Below are 17,731 nucleotides of genomic sequence, written 5' to 3' on the forward strand. Positions count from 1 at the left end.
ATAAAAGTGATCAGATGAAAAAAATTCTGCTAATAGAAGATAATGATGATATACGGGAGAATACTGCCGAGATTCTGGAACTGGCCAACTACAAAGTTGTAACCGCTGCCAACGGTAAACTCGGTATTGAAACAGCATTGGCTGAACAACCCGACCTGATCGTTTGTGATATTATGATGCCTGTTCTTGATGGGTATGGTGTGTTACACACGTTGCATAAGAACGAAACGGTAAAAAATATTCCTTTTATTTTTCTAACGGCCAAGACAGAACGAAGCGATCTGCGTCGTGGTATGGAACTTGGTGCCGATGACTACATCACCAAACCATTCAGTGGAACAGAATTGCTCAATGCCATTGAAGGACGGTTGAAAAAAGCTGATCTGTTAAAAGAAGAATATACATCGGGGCTCGATGGTGTAAACAAACTCCTTGCAGCTACCGGATCAAAAGATGCGCTGGAATCACTTACCGCCGACAGGGATATCAATAAATACAAAAAGAAGCAGACAGTTTATAATGAAGGCAATCGTGCCGCACGTTTGTTTTACATCGTAAAGGGGAAAGTAAAAACGTTTAAAACAAATGATGACGGCAAGGAACTGGTAGTAGGGTTATATAACGAGGGCGACTTTTTAGGTTATGTAGCATTACTCGAAGGTGGTTCTTACAAAGAAACTGCTGAAGCAATGGAAGACAGTGAGCTGGCTATTATACCCAAGGCAGATTTTGATGAACTGATGCACAGCAACAGCCAGGTGTCAGAAAAGTTTATTCAATTGCTGGCAAGAAATGTAGCTGAGAAAGAAGATCATTTACTAGGACTTGCCTACAACTCATTACGCAAAAAAGTTGCTGATGCTTTGATCAGTCTTCAGAAAAAATACCAAACAGGCGAGGGACATTTTTCTATTAACATCAGTCGTGAGAACCTTGCGAGTATTGCAGGCACTGCAACCGAATCACTCATCCGTACGCTGGGCGATTTCCGTTCAGAAAAATTAATTGAGATCAAGGAAGGAAATATTGTGATCCTCAACGAGAAAAAATTAGAAAACCTGATCAATTAAGATTCAGGATTGGTATAAAACGAAACAGCATCTGTTTGCATAATGCAGCAGATGCTGTTTTTGTTTTTTGTTGCCTGCTATAAACTTTCAGTAAGGTAAAGATTGAAATCTGATTTCAGTTTGTTGAACTGGCGTTCGACAATTTCCATATCCTTATGCATCTTCTTTAATCTCTTTTGCAATTCTTTGATGGTGTTTGCATCTTCAGGCATTTCTTTTGTGAGCATGTTATCCAGCTCATGAATATCCTGGCGCAACATATTCACGGTATCATCTTCGGCAATGAACTTGCTCTGGAAATATTCTGCACGTTCCAGGAACTGTTCATCCGTATCATGTTGAAGCACCTGCGAAAGGCGGGTCTTTAAATGATTGTTTTCCTGCTGTATAAATTGCAGGTATCGTTTCCACGTATCACTTTCGTGCCGGAACTGGGTAAATTTTTTATTATGCGTCATAACGATTGTGATCATTGTATTTCAAAGTGAACAATAGAGTTACACTGTTTAGCAAAGCTAATTTTTGCCGCTGCCGTTGTAAATAACTGCTATCAATAGCCCTGCTGATACTAATCATACGGTTCAGCATTAGTGACAAGGTATTGCTGCAGCTGGTTCGCTTGCCATTACCGGGCTTATGAACGGAATGCCAAGGTTCATGCCACGCAGTATTAACAATACAGCCATCATGGTCATTAAATAAGGAACAACTCTTTTAATACGTCCACGTATTGAAAAAGAAAAACTGCTCCCTGCTATGCTTAACAATAACATTAACGGAATAGTACCGGCACCAAAGGCACTCATGAACAAGACGCTCTGCTGCACTTCACGAAAATTTAACGCTGCTGCAAGCGCCACATACACCATGCCGCAGGGAAGTAATCCATTGATCATACCCAGCAACACGTATGCTTCTTTCCGATCGGTACGCAGCGTTTTGATCATGAGTTGTTGTACTGCTGTATGCAACTTCAACGTCCATTTTGGTTGCCAGGCTTTTTTCAAAAAATAATAATTGATGATGAACACAAGAATAACAGCTCCGTTGATAATAGATAACCATTGCTGGAAACCTGCCATGTATAAACCACGACCAGCAAGACCAAATAATAAACCAAACAATGTATAGGTAACAATGCGGCCGGCGTTATACATTAACGCTGCAACACGTTGTTGCCACAACGGTAAATGCTGCACAGGCAGTGCTAATGCCAGCGGTCCGCACATGCCAACGCAGTGCAGGCTGCTGAACGCACCCAGGATCAAACCGCCTGTAATTGCTTCTGTTATCATTTTAATGTTATGCGTTGTTCATTATAGTAATTCAACTCACCTGCTTTCCATGAAACCTTTAATAAATAGTTTGCAGGCAACATGTTTTTACTGCTGATCACCTGCCTGCCATTTTCATCAACCGCCAGTTCAAGTCTGTGATCCTTCTTGTCATCAGAAGAGCAATAGAGCCAAATGTTGCCGCTGATTGTTTTGCCTTTCATCTCTGTTGGCAGTTGAATAATAAGCTCATTATTCAATTGTGTTGCCTGCACAGCGGTACTGAGATTGTTTGCACGGTTCGTGCCATCGATCACCTGTTGATAAGCCAGTTCATCTTTATAATATTCTTTGGTCACCAACTGGAAATCTGTTTTCATGCTTTTGTAAACCATTACAAACATGAACACAACAAATGCCGAAAACGCCAGTGTGATCTTATGTCCCCAATTCAGTGTCATTGCATTTAATTTAGTTGTTTGAATAAAGTGGCCCGAGAAAACTTGTTTTTACAACCACGATCCGTTTATCTCCCTGGTATAATCCAACGTTCAATACTGTTTTCCGTTGCTGAATACGTTTCTTCGGAATAGTAATAAAGAATGATCCTGAACCTTGTCCTTCTTTTTGAACATTGATATTCTTACCTACTACCTGCACATTGCCATCACCATCTTCTAATTTCACAGTAAGCGGAATATCATTCATTGTTTTATTTACCACCTTAATGTTGTACAGGTTTGAAACACTGTCTTGTCCTTTTTCCTGGTACAGTAAACCCGGTGTACGCATCACAGTTGCCTTCACATCTTTTTGCGACAGCAATAATGTGGTGAGCAAAATGAGTAACACAGCCAGCAAGCCTGTGTACATTTTCATACGACGTGTGTAATGCAGTTTTTCATGATTGGCAATGCCGTTCTCACTTGCATAACGGATCAATCCTTTTTTAAAACCTACACTTTCCATCATATGATCGCAGGCATCAATACAGGCTGTGCAACCCACACATTCCATTTGGGTACCATTGCGGATATCAATACCTGTAGGACAAACCTTCACACATTGAAAACAATCGATACAATCACCAGCCGTACGTTCTTCTTTCTTATCGATCTTTTTCCGTTCTTCGCCACGTTTGTAATCATATGCTACTACCATTGAGTTTTTATCGAGCAATACACCTTGTAATCGTCCGTAAGGACAAACAACTGTGCAGGCCTGCTCACGGAAAAATGCATACACTGCATAAAACACCGATGAAAAAACCAAGAGCGCTGCAATGGTGCCAACGTTAGCAGCAGGCTGCTTGATCATGGCCCACAATTCCTCAACACCAATGATATAAGCAAGAAATAAATTAGCAATAATGAACGCCAGCAAATAAAACACAACGTGTTTAATTGTTTTGCGAACGATCTTTTCGGTTGTCCACGGACCTGCAGCCATTAACTTTTGCTTGGCTGCACTGCCTTCAATTGCATATTCCAGTTTGCGGAAGAGCATTTCCATGAAGATGGTTTGTGGACAGATCCAGCCACAGAACAAACGACCGAACGCAGATGTAAACAAAACAATGAACACAATGAAGGTGATCATGATGATACCGAAGATGAAAAAATCCTGTGGCCAGAAAACTTTTCCAAACAGAATAAATTTCGCCTGCGGAATATTGAACATGAACAATGGCCGTCCGTTCATTTGAATAAACGGAAGTGTTACAAACAGCAGGAAGAAAAAGAAACTTACATAAGTACGTATGTTATAGAATTTCCCCTTTGGTTTTTGCGCAAAGATCCATTTCCGTTTTCCCTGTGCATCTATTGTTGCAAGCGTATCACGGAACGATTCTTTGTTTGATTGTGTTTGTATGTTACCGTCTGTGTTCATTTATGTATTCCTCAGTTGCTGACTACGTCTTTTTTTGCAGTTGCTGAATCCTGTGCAGGAGCCGCATTTTCTTTGTACAGGTCGCCTTGTTTGTCTTTTGCGTTTGGTGGATTAGTGCCATGTAATGATTTAATAAAACTTGCCAGTTGTGCAATTTGCACAGGCGAATAATCATCCTGCCAGCTCTTCATTCCTTTTTCAGGCCGGCCGTATTTAATGGTTTTGAAAATATCTTTTATACTGCCACCATTCAACCAGTAATCATCAGTTAAGTTTGGTCCAACAATACCTTCCCCGGATTTACCATGACAGGCTGCACACATTTGTACAAAATTATTTTTACCAGCATCGATGGCAGCTTTATCGGTAATGAGTGTAACCGTGTTCTCATCAATATTATTTGCTGCTTTTGCGAGGTAAGCTGCTTTCTCTTCTTCAGCATGTTTCATGGCAATTTCAAATTCCTGTTTGCTGAGAGGAGCTGTTTCAGCAATATGATAACGCCAGATGTAGATCCCTGCAACAATAATGGTTAAATAAAAACCATAGATCCACCACGGTGGCATTCGATTATCAAGCTCACGGATGCCATCATAATCATGACCTAGATCAATATCAGCTTCCTGTTCCATTGGTTTAAAGCTGTTGAGCTTATCCCACCATACTTTAAAAGACGAAGGTTTTGCAGCAGCTGTTTCTTCGACAACAGCAAGTGTCACTTTTTCTTTAGCAAGAAAACTTTTTACAAATAATCCCATCACAATAATTACCAGGAACTCTACTGCAATTACTGTTGAGAGTAGCCAGAAGGTGGTAGCTGATAAACCGCCAATAGAAGTGGGGCCTGCAGGAGCAGCAGCTTCTGCTGTTTCCTGAGCCGATGCCATCATTGGTAAAAGAAATAATGCAATAGCTGTGATCGTTTGTGCGGCATTATTTTTTTTCTTCTGTTTATCGAAATGAAGACGGGCTGTTCCCAACACAACATTTGCCAGCAGTGCGATCACCAGTAACAAAACAAAGATGATGGCCAGCATAGTAAGTGCAAGTGGGTTGTCCCAAATGGAGGGAGCAGGAGCACCGGATGTTGTTTGAGCTGTAGCTACAGTGCCGGCGATTAACAGCGGCAGCATAATCAACAGCTTCCGTAAAAATGGTTGCAGATAATTTGATCTGTATGTGAACATGGCTTTAAGTTTATTATTTAGTCTAATGGAATACGGCTGCATTCATTCATTTCTTTTTTACTTGCACGCAGTACATAAATGAACACGGCACAGAAGAAAATGAAGAAGATGAGAAAAGAAGTCAATCCGTAAAAACTTACATTGCTGATCTTTTCGAGATAGTTGATAAATTTCATATTACTGTCTTTACGTGATTGAATTAATTTGCTGATGCTGTTTCTGTTTTTTTCTCAGCTTTAATGTCTTTACCTAATCGTTGCAGATAAGCGATCAGTGCCACGATCTCTTTGTTTGCAGGCGTTTCGATCTTATCCATTTTTAAACTGATGCGGATGCTGTTGGCCTGTGTCATCAGATCTTTATTGGCCTGTTGATCGTAACCTTTTGCATAAGGCACACCCAATGTTTGCATGGCTCTTATCTTGGCGGGTGTTGAAGCTGTGTCAAGATTATTATCTAACAACCAACCATAACGTGGCATAATAGAACCCGGCGACATGAGTGATGGCTCCATCATATGATTGTAATGCCAGCTGTCGGGATATTTTCCGCCGACACGGGCAAGATCAGGTCCTGTACGTTTACTTCCCCATTGGAATGGATGATCGTACACAAACTCACCTGCTTTTGAATATTCGCCATAACGGGCTACTTCATCACGGAACGGACGGATCATTTGTGAGTGACAGGTATAACAACCTTCACGTATATAAATATCCCGACCTTGTAATTCCAATGCAGTGTAAGGCTTTACACTCGTAATAGTTGGTACGTTTGATTTAATGAGGAAAGTGGGTACAATTTCAAGAATACCACCAATAGCAACCACGATCAAACTGAAGACTAATAATGTAGCTGGTCTTCTTTCGATCCAGCGATGCCAATGTTCTTTTACATGCGATTCAGGTTTGAGCAATGGTGCAGCTTCTGCTTCTTCATTTGCAATGAACGTACCTTGCTTCGCAGTTTTAATTAAGTTGTACACCATCATGAACGCACCAATGAGGTAAAGTGTTCCACCTACACTACGTGTAATGTACATGGGGATGATGTTGGTAACAGTTTCTAAGAACTGGAATTTCAATTGACCTGATTCTGTAAACGTCTTCCACATTTCTGCCTGTGCAAAGCCGGCCCAGTATAAAGGCACTGCATAAATAACAATACCAATGGTGCCTAACCAGAAATGGTTGTTGGCTAATTTTTTTGAATAAAGACTGGTGCCCCACATTTTTGGTATAAGCCAGTACAACATACCAAAGGCCATAAAACCATTCCAGCCTAAACCACCAATGTGTACGTGTCCAACGATCCAGTCAGTAAAGTGCGCAATAGCGTTTACACTTTTTAAACTCAGCATTGGTCCTTCGAATGTGGCCATACCATAACAGGTAACAGCAACAACAAAGAATTTCAACACGGGCTCTTCACGCACTTTATCCCAGGCACCACGCAGTGTAAACAAACCATTGAGCATACCGCCCCAGCTTGGTGCAATCAACATAACGCTAAACACAACACCTAATGATTGCGCCCAATCTGGCAGGGCGGTATACAGCAAATGGTGAGGGCCTGCCCATATATAAATAAAGATGAGCGCCCAGAAGTGGATGATGGATAAACGATACGAGTAAACGGGTCTGTTAGCAGCTTTTGGTAAGAAGTAATACATCAAACCCAGAATGGGTGTAGTTAAAAAGAACGCTACAGCGTTGTGGCCATACCACCATTGTACCAAAGCATCCTGTACACCTGCATACCAGCTGTAACTTTTAAAAAGTGAAACAGGAATTTCGAATGAGTTTACAATGTGCAGCATTGCAACAGTGATCCAGGTTGCGATGTAGAACCAGATAGCTACATATAAATGACTTTCTCTTCTTTTGAAAATTGTACCGAACATATTTACGCCAAACACAACCCAAACCAATGTGATCATGATATCAACAGGCCATTCAAGCTCTGCATATTCTTTACCTGTTGTGTAACCAAGGAATAAGGTAATGGCAGCAACAACAATAATGGATTGCCATCCCCAGAAATGGATCCAGCTTAATTTATCGCTGAACATTCTTGCTTTACACAAGCGTTGAAGCGAATAATAAATACCGGTAAACATACAGTTACCAACGAAGGCAAAGATGACAGCGTTGGTATGAATGGGACGAAGACGGCCAAACGTAGTGCCTGCATAATCGAGCGATGCTGCAGGATAATAGATCTGGATGGCAGCCCATAAACCTGCAAGCATACCTACCAGTCCCCAGATGGCCGTTGCATTGGCGAAGTACTTTACGATCTTATTGTCGTAGTAAAATTTTTCTAGTTGCATAATGTCAGTTTATCGATGGTTTTGAGTTGTTCGTTGTTTGCGTTGGCTTGGATTCAGTTGTTGCCGGGCCATTGTTATCGAATAAAATGCGCATCGGCGGCGAAGTTTCATCGTCGTACTGCCCGCTTTTAACGCTCCACAAAAAAGCGCAGAGAAAAAGGGCTGCTACCGATATACTGGCGATGAGTAATAAAAAGATGACACTCATATGTTCTTATTTCGGGTGTAAAACTATTTTTAGTGCAGGGGACAAGGACTGACTATGATCAGACAAATGATTGACTCTGATCAAATCAGCTATGATCGTAATCAGTTTTTTTCTAATTCAGCCTCAGAAATCGGGCATACAGTGAAGAAGCACCAAACGTTAGGAGGATAATGCTGATGGAACTTGAGGGCATGAGAATGGCTGCGACGAGTGGAGATAAAATTCCCTGCAAGGCAAAGGTCAGCCCGATAATATTATAAACGATCGATAGCACGAAACTGGCGATCACCACCTGTTTGTTGGCTTTGGTAAATAGCAGGTACGATGAAAGACGGCTCAAACGATCGGCTTCAAGAATGCCATCACTTGCGGGAGTAAAATTGTTGGTGCTTTCAGTAACAGCAATACCTGCGTCACTCTGTTTTAAGGCACCGGCATCGTTCAATCCATCGCCGATCATAATTACTTTCTGGCCTTTCTCTTGCAGTTGCTTAATATAATTGAGCTTGTCGTGTGGTTGCTGGTTGAAGAATAATTTCACATCCATTCCAAGCTCCTGCTGTAGTTTCAATCGTTCGCTCTCATTATCACCTGAAAGGATGGAAATGCGGTATTGTTTCCGCAGCTCACCGATCTGTTGAAAGATGGAAGGCCGGTAATGATTACGTATACAAAAATGACCGAATAAAATGCCATCAACTGAAACATACACGGAGCTGCCGTTGAACACCGTTACTTCTTCACCGGTAACAAATTCTGCAGAGCCAAGTGTAATGATGCGATGGTTAACGATACCACTGATGCCACGGCCGGTGGTTTCACTAAACTGTCTTACTTCATACGTTTCGTTGGTACGTAATTCTTTTGCCAACAACTTGCTCAACGGGTGTGTACTTTGTGCAGCCACTGCGGCAACACTTCCTGCAATTTCATCATTGAAAGGTTCACCTGTATAAGCGATTTCCTGTTCTTCTGTTGTGGTGAGTGTGCCTGTTTTATCGAACACCAAATGTATTGCCTTTGCCATTTCTTCAATGGTTTGTGCATTGCGCAGGTAGAGTTTGTTTTTGCTGAGTATGCGTAATACATTTCCATTGGTGAAACTGTTGCTGAGTAACAATGCACAAGGACATGCAACAATTAAGATAGTGGTTACTACATTCCATGCTTTGCCTCCATCGTAAAAACTCCAGTACAATGCACCAATTGCAGCTAATGCGAACACGATCCAGGTGAAATAACGGCTGAGTCCGTCAACGAATGAGATCTTCTCAGGTTTTGCCTTTTCGCCATTATTCCACAAACGGGTAAGATAACTTTGGGAGACTTCTTTCATCACCAGCATTTCAATATTGCCGCCGGTTTGTTTACCGCCTGCATACAGTAATTCACCCATTTCTTTTAACACAGGTAACGATTCGCCTGTAACAAAACTGTAATCAATAAATGCTTTGCCTTTGGTGAGTAAACCATCAACCGGAATTAATTCTTCATTGTGGAGGAGAATGGTATCACCTGCTTTAATATCGGGCAAAGCTGTGGGGATTTCTTTTTTATCTTTTAAAACAGTAACCGCAATCGGGAAGTAAGAAGTGTAATCACGTTCGAACGATAATTGCTGATAGGTTTTTTCCTGCAAAACACGACCAACGAGCATAAAAAATACAATACCACTCATTGAATCGAAATAACCACCACCTGTATTGCTCAACACTTCATATAAACTTCTGCCGAAAGTCATAATGATAGCAAGAGCAATCGGCGCATCGATGTTGAGATATTTATGCTTTAAACTTCCCCAAGCACTTTGATAAAATGGGAGAGAGCTGTAAAGAAAAACAGGGATCGCTAAAATGAGATTGAAATACCTGAAAAGCGACTGCATACTTTTTTCTGCTTCCTCTAAACCCAGGTATTCAGGAAAACTCATGAGCATAATGTTAGCAAAACAAAAACCTGCCACACCCAATTGATAAATGAGGCTGCGCTGAATTCTTGGCTTTGCCTGCTGCAGATTCTGCAGGCTGATATAAGGTTCGTAACCGATACTGGTGAGTAGTTCTGCAACGCTGCGTAAAGATGTGCTGCGGTGATCAAAAACGATCGCTACTTCTTTCCTCGTAAAATTTACACGGGAAGAAATAACGGCTGCGTTCAGCCGGTGCAGGTTTTCCAATAGCCACAAACAGGAGCTGCAGTGGATCTGTGGTAAATAAAAAGTAATATGCGTTTGCTCAGTATTGCGGAAAGAGATGAGTTGCTGTTCGATTTTCTCATCATCTAAAAAAGAGAACTTGTCTTTACGAACGCTGATGCGTTGGCTGGTGCCGGGGTTTTGATTTAACTCATAATAATCGCAGAGATCACTCTGGTTGAGCACCTGGTACACGGTTTTACAACCCTGGCAACAAAAATTTTTGTCGGCGAGTTGAATTGTTTCATTGATGCATTCTTCACCACAATGATAGCATTTCACTGTTGGCTTTACAGACATGTTCATAACAGGCTGCAAATTAAAACGGGGCAGTTGGCTGCTTTCTGACCAATATCAGAAAATAAACTGATCATCCTCATCCACAAAAAAGCCCTGCCACAAATCAATTGCGACAGGGCCCGGGTTACAATCCCACCATCGGTGAGACTATTTTACAGCGATATGTTTGCCCGCTGCGAGCTTTTTGGCTTCCTCTCTTTTTGGAAGCATGAGTTTCAACACACCTTCTTCATATTTAGCTTCAATTTTTTCTTTGTTCACCTCTTCTGGTAAAGTAAAGCTGCGGCTGAAAGAAGAATAATTGTATTCTTTGCGAGTGTACTGATGTTCTTTTTCCTCTCTGTTTTCTTCCCTTTCACAGCTAATGGTGAGCATATTGCCTTCCACATCAATGTTGAAGTCTTCTTTTTTCATACCGGGTACAGCTAAAGAAACTTTGTATTCTTCTTTAGTTTCAACAATGTTTACTGCAGGCATGGTCATTGTGTTGCCTGAGAATGCACCTCCATTATCAAACCATTCGTTCCATGGTTTGAAGAAATCATTAAATACTGTAGGCAGCATACCGGGTTTTGAAATTGCTCTTGTTGACATATACACCTCCTTGTTTTATGATGAGTGAATAATTTTAACTTGCTTAAAGATAGCTTTCTGAGTAGCGGATTTCAAGGACCTGCGTCAAACGCAGCAGTGAGAGTTGTCAGTGAAAAATGAGTTTTATTTATTCGTTTTAACAGGGATAAAATAAACTCAGTAATTCACTTTTGGCAGAAATGATTTCGTATTATACTTTTTGAAGTGGTAACGATTATCATAAACAAATGATCTCTGCAAATAAACAGATCCTGATCTTTTTCTGCCAAACGCTGCTCACTCAGTAATTATTTGCTTCGATAAAAGAAGCACAATTTTTATGCTACTTTTTATGCTTCATCCATTCTGCCACTTTTTCTTCGGCTTTTTCCACACCAATTTTTGTGAGTACAGCGGCCAATTGCGACAATGTATTGGCTAAGGATGAATCGCCATTCTGTTGTTCTTTTTCGAAGATGTGTGCAAACACCTGGCCCGCAACATTTTTTGGTTTCATACTATCTTTCACATCCAGCCAATCGTAACGGATAGCTTTTTCCAATTCCGTTTTTCGTTGCTCCAGTTTTTTTTGCCGGGCTTTTAATTGCTTTATGGATCTGATCTTATTCATCATCGTCGTCTTCATCATCAGTAAATAGTTGCCGCAGTAAAGCATTCATTATAGGCAGTTGCAGAATACGTTCTCTCAACACCCAAACCACTGCACCAAGCAACAGGTAAATACCTCCCACAATTAAAAATCCCAACCATAGTTCACCGGTGAGTCGTGAAAAAACAAATGCCAAAGCAGTACTGGCAAAAAACAGAAAAGTGATAAAGAACATTGCTACAACAACAGACGCAATCACAGTTGCTGCAAGTTTTGAACTTTTTTCTGCTGTATTCAATTTCACCGCATCCATGCGGTTATTGATGTACTCTTTTACGTGTTCGGCCAGGTCTTCTGCTTTGGCAAATGTATCTTCCATGCTCCGCTGTTTCGGGGTTATGCAAATTCTTCCATTCCTTCTTTCACAGCTTCAGTTTTGCCCCTGATGTTTACTTTCAGGTTGCCCATTTTTTCTTTTACAGTGTCTGTGAGTTTTTTTCCACTGTCAGTAATTTTTTTGCGTGTGTTTTCACCTTTGTCAGGTGCAAACAAAACTCCTAATACGCCTCCGGCAACTAAACCTGCTCCGGCTGCAATAGCGATTTTAGCTAAAGTGTTCATGTGAAAAATTTATAGGTGAACAATAATTGATCTAACGTTTCTAAGGTAGTATTTCCACAAAGCCATTACAATGATGGCCATCATGGTTTACAATGAGAGTGGGCTATTCTTTTTCGTAGCGACCTGTTTTTTCTGAAAGTATAATTCGGTAGATCACTGGCTTCACACTTCCATGTGAACCATGCAAACGTTCAGGTTGTAATTCAGGCGGATGTGCAGTTGTGCTCACTTTTAGTTTGAGCATTTTGTCTACAAATAATTTCATGGCATCGTAGCGTTCACGCTCACCAATTATTTCCTGGTAAGTGCCTTGAGTGATCACACTCTTCCAGTTTTTATTGTTCTGCACTTCATCCACTTCAAAACAAACAGAAGGGTTGCTCCGCATCATGCGGATCTTCAACCCTTCAACTGAATGTGCGATTACAGACCTGCCGTCATAGATATAATTAACCGGCACCACATAAATTTTCCCGTGGTAGCTGCACCCAATGCGGCCAAGATTGCATTGGTAAAGCAGGTCTTCAATTTCAGATGTACTTAATGAACCAAGCATGGCAAACCCATTAACGGCGCATCAAATGTAGTTGAAGAGTTCAGGAAGAACGATGATGCTTGTCAGCACTTGTTTTGATGCTGCTCACATCTAACGGATAAAGCCGGGCAGTTCTTCAAAAGCAGCAGCCTCTTTTTCAGGAAGTAATAGATCCTTTACAGCAAGGATCAACGATTTATAAGCGGTGTACAATTCCCGGTTGTAATTAATGATGGTGGATATCTCCGTTTCATTCAGGTGATCGATGGTGCCTTGTTTGTACAGATGACTTAGCTCCTCGGTATAACCTTTGATGATCTCACGATATAGTGCAATCAGTGAATCAGCATTTGACTGCGCCTGTTCTTTTGCAGTAAGTAACTTGCCGATGGTTGTAATGAAATGATCGGTGCGTTTGCGGCTTTCTTCGTAATAAGCAAACTTTTTATCGTTCGATGAGTTTTTGAGAAGAACTGCATCATGCCAGGCATCTTTCAAACTTTTGGCTGCATACATGCCATTACGTACAGAAGAGATGAGCAGTTGAAACCTTGCAGCTTCTTCAGGCTGCAGATGATTTGATTGCATCTTTACATAAAACGAAAGTATATCGCCATGCAGGTGTTTAATGAACTCGTATTTTTCTTCCGGTGTTTTCTTGTAAAACTCATTGCCATTCTTTTGTTCAGGCTTCAGTTCAAAAATATGTTTGCAATAGGCAAGAATGAGTTGCAGAAAATGATCCGTTTCTTTTTGCATGGCCTGCAGTGCCAGTTCGGTTTCTGCTGGTTTTATTTTGTGGATGAATAATGTTTCATCGCTGTTTTGTGTAAACCTGGCAGATAAGAATTTCCCGAACGGATTAAGAAATGGGTAGAAGAGAACAATGCTGATGATGTTCACCAGTGTTTGAAACACCACCAGTGCCAGTACTTGATTTTTTACGCCAAGCGTTTCATGAATAAAAAAGGTAAGAGGTTGGAGAAAGAATACAAGCAACAGGGAAATGATCATGTTCATTAAAAAGTTTCCCAACGCCACCTGCTTTTTTGCAGGGATCCCTTTTGCTGAAGCAAGTAACAGTTTAATCGTTGTGCCAACTTCGGCGCCGAGTACAATTGCCATCGCAGGTTCAAGATCAATGGCATGGGCGTGCAATGCAGCAAGCACCAGTGCAATAGTTGCTGAGCTTGCCTGTATAAGCGCAGTAATTATAATGCCGATCAATAAAAATAATAGTACCGGGTATTCATTAAAGCGACTCAGATCGGTTTGTTGCACCATGGCTTCAACAGCCGTCTTCATAAAATTCAATCCCACAAACAAAAAACTAAAACCAAAAAAGAATTTACTCAGTTGAAACCATTTGCTGTGTTTGTTGAGCAGTATCATTAAAATACCCGCAATTCCTGTTACAGGTAATGCAAAACTTTCGATGTTAAATTCAAAACCAATGGTAGCAACGATCCAGCTTGTGAAAGTTGTACCGATATTGCTACCCAACATCATGGCCAGGCCGTTTTGCATTTGAATAATACCACTACCTACAAATGCCAGCAACATCAGGTTTACAATACTACTGCTTTGCAATAATGCAGTAACAACAGCACCTGCACCTATTGCTTTTAATTTGTGCTGTGTATGTTTTCGCAGAAATAATTTAAACGGCCGGCCTGCCAGTTGCTGCAAGGCTTCTTCCAGCATATTCATTCCTAAAAGAAATATGGCAACTCCTGCAAGTATCTTCCAGATATCGAATGATCCTTCCATGAACAATCAAGGTAATAAATATTAACTGTAAAAAAAGCCGGGCACGAAGCCCGGCAAGCACAACTTGGTTCGAAAGTCATTCAGCTCATCACCGTATTCAGGTACTGTAGAATTTCATGGGCAGGAACCACACCGCTTTTTCGCCAGATGACCTGGCCATCTTTAAAGATGATAAGAGTTGGTACTGCCTGTACACTGTAGCGATGAGTAAAACCCGGATTCTTGTCGATATCCATTTTCAAAACCGTCACACGGTCGCCCGCAGCTTCTTTTACCTGCTGCAGCACCGGCGTCATTAATTTGCATGGTCCGCACCATTCTGCAAAAAAATCAACAACCACCGGCTTACTTCCGTATATATGTGACTCGAAGTTGCTCATAGAACCAAAGCTACTTTTTTATACCAGTGATTACTATGAGAACAGTCAACAATGCAGTTGATGTTCATCAGCAACCTTGCCTGCAGGCATCAGTAGTTTTAAATAACGTTTTCACATTTTAACGATCTGCCATGCTTGGACAATTGAACGAACAACAAATGAACAACCTGCTTGGAAGTCAGGTTGTGGGGCGACTTGCCTGTACTGATTCAACGCAGCCATATCTTGTTCCCGTTACGTATGCGTTTGACGGCAACTTTATTTATGGACAAACAAATGAAGGTATGAAGTTGAACTTGCTGCGCAACAATCCCAATGTTTGTTTTGAGGTTGATACAATGACCAACATGGCTAACTGGCAAAGTGTGATCATACGTGGAAGGTTTGAAGAATTAAAAGACACAGAAGCTGAAAATGCCCGTGCTATTTTGAAGAACCGTGTGTTTCCTATGATGACAAGTGCCACAATTGATGGCGAACAACACGAAGTGGAAACAAAACTCGACGACAGCAACCGTTTGAAGCCTGTGATGTACCGTATTTTGATTGAAGAAAAAACAGGGAGGTTTGAAAAAAGATAAATAGTAATTTGGCATGCATGTCGCCAGGCAAACAATTTCCCGTTTCAGCAGCTTACAGTACACATAACCAGGTACAGTTGGTTAGAGGTGGGCGTGATTTTTTTACCATTCTCTTCCGCTTATTGGAGCAGGCCGAACACAGTGTTCATTTACAGATCTATATTTTTGAAGATGATGAAACCGGTACTGAAGTAGCGGCGGCATTAATGAAGGCTGCACAACGTGGCGTGAAAGTATATTTGTTGCTCGATGGATATGCATCGCAACATTTACCGGATGAGTTTATTACGCAGTTAAAAGCAAGCGGTGTTCAATTCCGTTGGTTTGAACCGGTTTTCAGAAGCCGGTATTTTTATTTTGGGCGGAGGATGCATCATAAAATTGTTGTGATCGATGCATTGCATAGTTTGGTAGGTGGTGTAAATATTTCAAACCGGTATAATGATATGCCCGATCAACCGGCCTGGCTCGATTGGGCATTATACAGCAAAGGCGAAGTAAGTGCCGAGCTCTACAATCTTTGCGTGGAGGTATGGAATAAATCGGGCTGGGGTAAAAAGAAAAATCAACTTCTTAAAACAGAAGCATCACTTCACTTGCATGGAGAAGAATGTTTGGTGAGAGTACGTCGTAATGATTGGGTACGGCGTAAGAATCAGATCAGCCGCAGTTATATCGAAATGTTTCGGAAAGCAAATTCGCACATCAGCATCATGTCGAGTTATTTTTTACCAGGTCGTGCTTTTCGCAGGAACATGACCTTTGCTGCAAAACGTGGAATCAAAATTAAGGTGATCGCTGCAGGCATCAGTGACATATCGATGGTGAAACATGCTGAGCGTTATCTCTACCGCTGGATGTTTAAAAACGGAATTGAGCTGTACGAGTATCAACCCAATGTATTGCACGGCAAACTGAGTACTTACGATGGGAAATTTGTAACCGTTGGTTCTTACAATGTAAACAACATCAGTGCCTATGCCAGTATAGAGTTGAATATTGATATTCAAAACAACCGTTTTGTTGAAGATGTGGAACGAACATTGGAAAAGATCATGCAAAACGATTGCATCCGTATAACGGAAAAAGAATTTGAGCGCCACAACACATTCATCAAACGAATATGGCAGCGGCTTTGTTACGAAATCATCAGGCTTATCTTTTTCCTCTTTACCTTTTATTTTAAACAAAGGGATTAATCGCCCCGCATTCGCCTGAGAAGGATCTTTATTTCTTCTTTGTTCCAGCCGGTGAAGCGCCCACGCTGCACCACTAGTTTATTTTCGTTGGGATATTGCAGAAAATAATGGAACACAAATTTTTCTTTTGGATTATGCCAGCCCAGTATTTGTCCAAAACGAAGATCATTAAATACCAAGGTGTCACCCCATTTTTCTAACGTGTAGAATTGCTGCGAAAAGCGAACAAGTTTTTGCATATCCTCAAATTGATCAACCGGATTCAATAAAGAATCGTTACGTGGGAAGAAATTAAAATCCATTCCGGGTTTTTTGTCAAAGACAGAACGATAGCCGATATAGTAGCCACTGTCGTTACCTGCAACCACATACCAAAGCCAGTTATTAAGTGGCGTTGGTGTAGTGAAATAACGTTGATGGGGAATATTCTGTGCAACCATTATTTGTTTTACTTCCCGATCGATACTGAATTTGTTGTAGCTGCAATAAGTGAGATACAGAAAGGGAATGAAAATGCCGATCCTCCACCACAACGTACGAAGCGGGTGAAAACGATCCAGGATCAGCAGTGCAACAAATGCGATACCCGGCCATATAGAAAAGAAAATATCGGCCACATACAATGTATTAAATGAAAACCGGTGATCGTTGAAAGGAATCAACCAGCCAATACCGTAATTATTAAATGCGTCAAGAAACAGGTGCATCAATACTTCCACCAAAAAAAATAATGTCCACTTTTTAAACGAGATGTCATGCGGTCGGTGAACTCTTTCAGCAACCATTGCCATTATCGGGACAATCAGTACTGCAAACAAAAGTGAATGTGTAAAGCCACGATGTGCCAACAGATCATCGGCAGTACCCATCCAGAAGGAAGCAACAAAATCAATATCAGGAATACTTTGCGCCAGTGCACCCCAAAGCATTGCTTTTTTACCAAAACCTTTTTCAAAAAATGCTTCACCAATGCAGGCGCCCAGTGCAATGTGTGTAATTGAATCCAT

Annotated in this window: 20 protein-coding genes; 3 read left to right on the forward strand and 17 right to left on the reverse strand. The window is 41.2% G+C overall.

From position 1 onward, the window contains the following. Positions 1 to 14: 14 nt before the first annotated feature. Positions 15 to 1,070 carry a response regulator gene (locus tag H4075_RS04915; RefSeq protein ID WP_182804699.1) on the forward strand — a complete coding sequence of 352 codons (1,056 nt, stop codon included), beginning with the start codon at positions 15 to 17 and terminating at the stop codon, positions 1,068 to 1,070. Positions 1,071 to 1,147: 77 nt separating this feature from the next. On the opposite strand, the gene H4075_RS04920 is transcribed toward H4075_RS04915, so the two are convergent. The 16 genes from H4075_RS04920 to trxA all read right to left on the reverse strand — a co-directional run bounded on the left by H4075_RS04920 (position 1,148) and on the right by trxA (position 14,944). Beyond that, positions 1,148 to 1,543 (reverse strand): hypothetical protein, encoded by a 396-nt coding sequence (locus H4075_RS04920; RefSeq protein WP_182804701.1) that lies wholly within the window; start codon positions 1,541 to 1,543, stop codon positions 1,148 to 1,150. A 114-nt stretch (positions 1,544 to 1,657) separates the two neighbouring features. After that, on the reverse strand, positions 1,658 to 2,365 hold the full coding sequence (locus tag H4075_RS04925; protein ID WP_182804703.1) for a sulfite exporter TauE/SafE family protein: 708 nt from the start codon (positions 2,363 to 2,365) through the stop codon (positions 1,658 to 1,660). Next, positions 2,362 to 2,805, reverse strand: a complete 444-nt coding sequence (locus H4075_RS04930; RefSeq protein ID WP_182804704.1) for a FixH family protein — start codon at positions 2,803 to 2,805, stop codon at positions 2,362 to 2,364. Before H4075_RS04930 ends, H4075_RS04925 begins: the two co-directional genes overlap by 4 nt. 10 nt (positions 2,806 to 2,815) lie before the next feature. Further along, the gene (ccoG, locus tag H4075_RS04935) at positions 2,816 to 4,234 is read right to left on the reverse strand and encodes a cytochrome c oxidase accessory protein CcoG (RefSeq protein ID WP_182804706.1); all 1,419 of its coding nucleotides are present in this window, start codon (positions 4,232 to 4,234) and stop codon (positions 2,816 to 2,818) included. An 11-nt stretch (positions 4,235 to 4,245) separates the two neighbouring features. After that, entirely contained in the window at positions 4,246 to 5,421 is a 1,176-nt protein-coding gene (locus H4075_RS04940; RefSeq protein WP_182804708.1) for a cbb3-type cytochrome c oxidase N-terminal domain-containing protein, read from the reverse strand. Between the two features lie 17 nt (positions 5,422 to 5,438). After that, positions 5,439 to 5,597, reverse strand: a complete 159-nt coding sequence (locus H4075_RS04945; protein ID WP_182804710.1) for a CcoQ/FixQ family Cbb3-type cytochrome c oxidase assembly chaperone — start codon at positions 5,595 to 5,597, stop codon at positions 5,439 to 5,441. Between the two features lie 23 nt (positions 5,598 to 5,620). Further along, positions 5,621 to 7,753, reverse strand: coding sequence for a cytochrome-c oxidase, cbb3-type subunit I (ccoN, locus tag H4075_RS04950; protein ID WP_182804712.1), 2,133 nt, complete (start codon positions 7,751 to 7,753; stop codon positions 5,621 to 5,623). Between the two features lie 4 nt (positions 7,754 to 7,757). Beyond that, on the reverse strand, positions 7,758 to 7,961 hold the full coding sequence (ccoS, locus tag H4075_RS04955; RefSeq protein WP_182804714.1) for a cbb3-type cytochrome oxidase assembly protein CcoS: 204 nt from the start codon (positions 7,959 to 7,961) through the stop codon (positions 7,758 to 7,760). 112 nt (positions 7,962 to 8,073) lie between these two features. Next, a complete protein-coding gene (locus tag H4075_RS04960) occupies positions 8,074 to 10,461 on the reverse strand; it encodes a heavy metal translocating P-type ATPase (protein ID WP_182804716.1) in 2,388 nt (795 codons plus the stop codon). A 141-nt stretch (positions 10,462 to 10,602) separates the two neighbouring features. Beyond that, complete coding sequence (locus H4075_RS04965) at positions 10,603 to 11,049, reverse strand: Hsp20/alpha crystallin family protein (protein ID WP_182804718.1); 447 nt, start codon at positions 11,047 to 11,049, stop codon at positions 10,603 to 10,605. A gap of 322 nt (positions 11,050 to 11,371) precedes the next feature. After that, the gene (locus tag H4075_RS04970; RefSeq protein WP_182804720.1) at positions 11,372 to 11,677 is read right to left on the reverse strand and encodes a hypothetical protein; all 306 of its coding nucleotides are present in this window, start codon (positions 11,675 to 11,677) and stop codon (positions 11,372 to 11,374) included. Then, positions 11,652 to 12,017 (reverse strand): phage holin family protein, encoded by a 366-nt coding sequence (locus H4075_RS04975; protein WP_182804722.1) that lies wholly within the window; start codon positions 12,015 to 12,017, stop codon positions 11,652 to 11,654. The genes H4075_RS04970 and H4075_RS04975 overlap by 26 nt, the downstream gene beginning before the upstream one ends. A 17-nt stretch (positions 12,018 to 12,034) precedes the next feature. Beyond that, on the reverse strand, positions 12,035 to 12,259 hold the full coding sequence (locus H4075_RS04980; protein WP_182804723.1) for a YtxH domain-containing protein: 225 nt from the start codon (positions 12,257 to 12,259) through the stop codon (positions 12,035 to 12,037). Positions 12,260 to 12,362: 103 nt separating this feature from the next. After that, the gene (locus tag H4075_RS04985) at positions 12,363 to 12,815 is read right to left on the reverse strand and encodes a pyridoxamine 5'-phosphate oxidase family protein (RefSeq protein WP_182804725.1); all 453 of its coding nucleotides are present in this window, start codon (positions 12,813 to 12,815) and stop codon (positions 12,363 to 12,365) included. 90 nt (positions 12,816 to 12,905) lie between these two features. Next, positions 12,906 to 14,564 (reverse strand): Na/Pi cotransporter family protein, encoded by a 1,659-nt coding sequence (locus H4075_RS04990; protein WP_182804727.1) that lies wholly within the window; start codon positions 14,562 to 14,564, stop codon positions 12,906 to 12,908. A gap of 80 nt (positions 14,565 to 14,644) precedes the next feature. Further along, positions 14,645 to 14,944, reverse strand: coding sequence for a thioredoxin (gene trxA / locus H4075_RS04995; protein WP_182804728.1), 300 nt, complete (start codon positions 14,942 to 14,944; stop codon positions 14,645 to 14,647). Positions 14,945 to 15,075: 131 nt separating this feature from the next. On the opposite strand from trxA, the gene H4075_RS05000 reads away from it, so the two are divergent. Further along, complete coding sequence (locus tag H4075_RS05000) at positions 15,076 to 15,525, forward strand: pyridoxamine 5'-phosphate oxidase family protein (protein ID WP_182804730.1); 450 nt, start codon at positions 15,076 to 15,078, stop codon at positions 15,523 to 15,525. A gap of 17 nt (positions 15,526 to 15,542) precedes the next feature. After that, positions 15,543 to 16,724: a phospholipase D-like domain-containing protein gene (locus H4075_RS05005; protein ID WP_182804732.1), complete on the forward strand. Its 1,182-nt coding sequence runs from the start codon at positions 15,543 to 15,545 to the stop codon at positions 16,722 to 16,724. Here the strand turns inward: H4075_RS05005 and H4075_RS05010 are convergent. Next, positions 16,721 to 17,731 (reverse strand): metal-dependent hydrolase, encoded by a 1,011-nt coding sequence (locus H4075_RS05010; RefSeq protein WP_182804734.1) that lies wholly within the window; start codon positions 17,729 to 17,731, stop codon positions 16,721 to 16,723. The genes H4075_RS05005 and H4075_RS05010 overlap by 4 nt on opposite strands.

The organism is Lacibacter sediminis, assembly GCF_014168535.1.
In the GTDB taxonomy this organism is placed as follows: Bacteria; Bacteroidota; Bacteroidia; order Chitinophagales; family Chitinophagaceae; genus Lacibacter; species Lacibacter sediminis.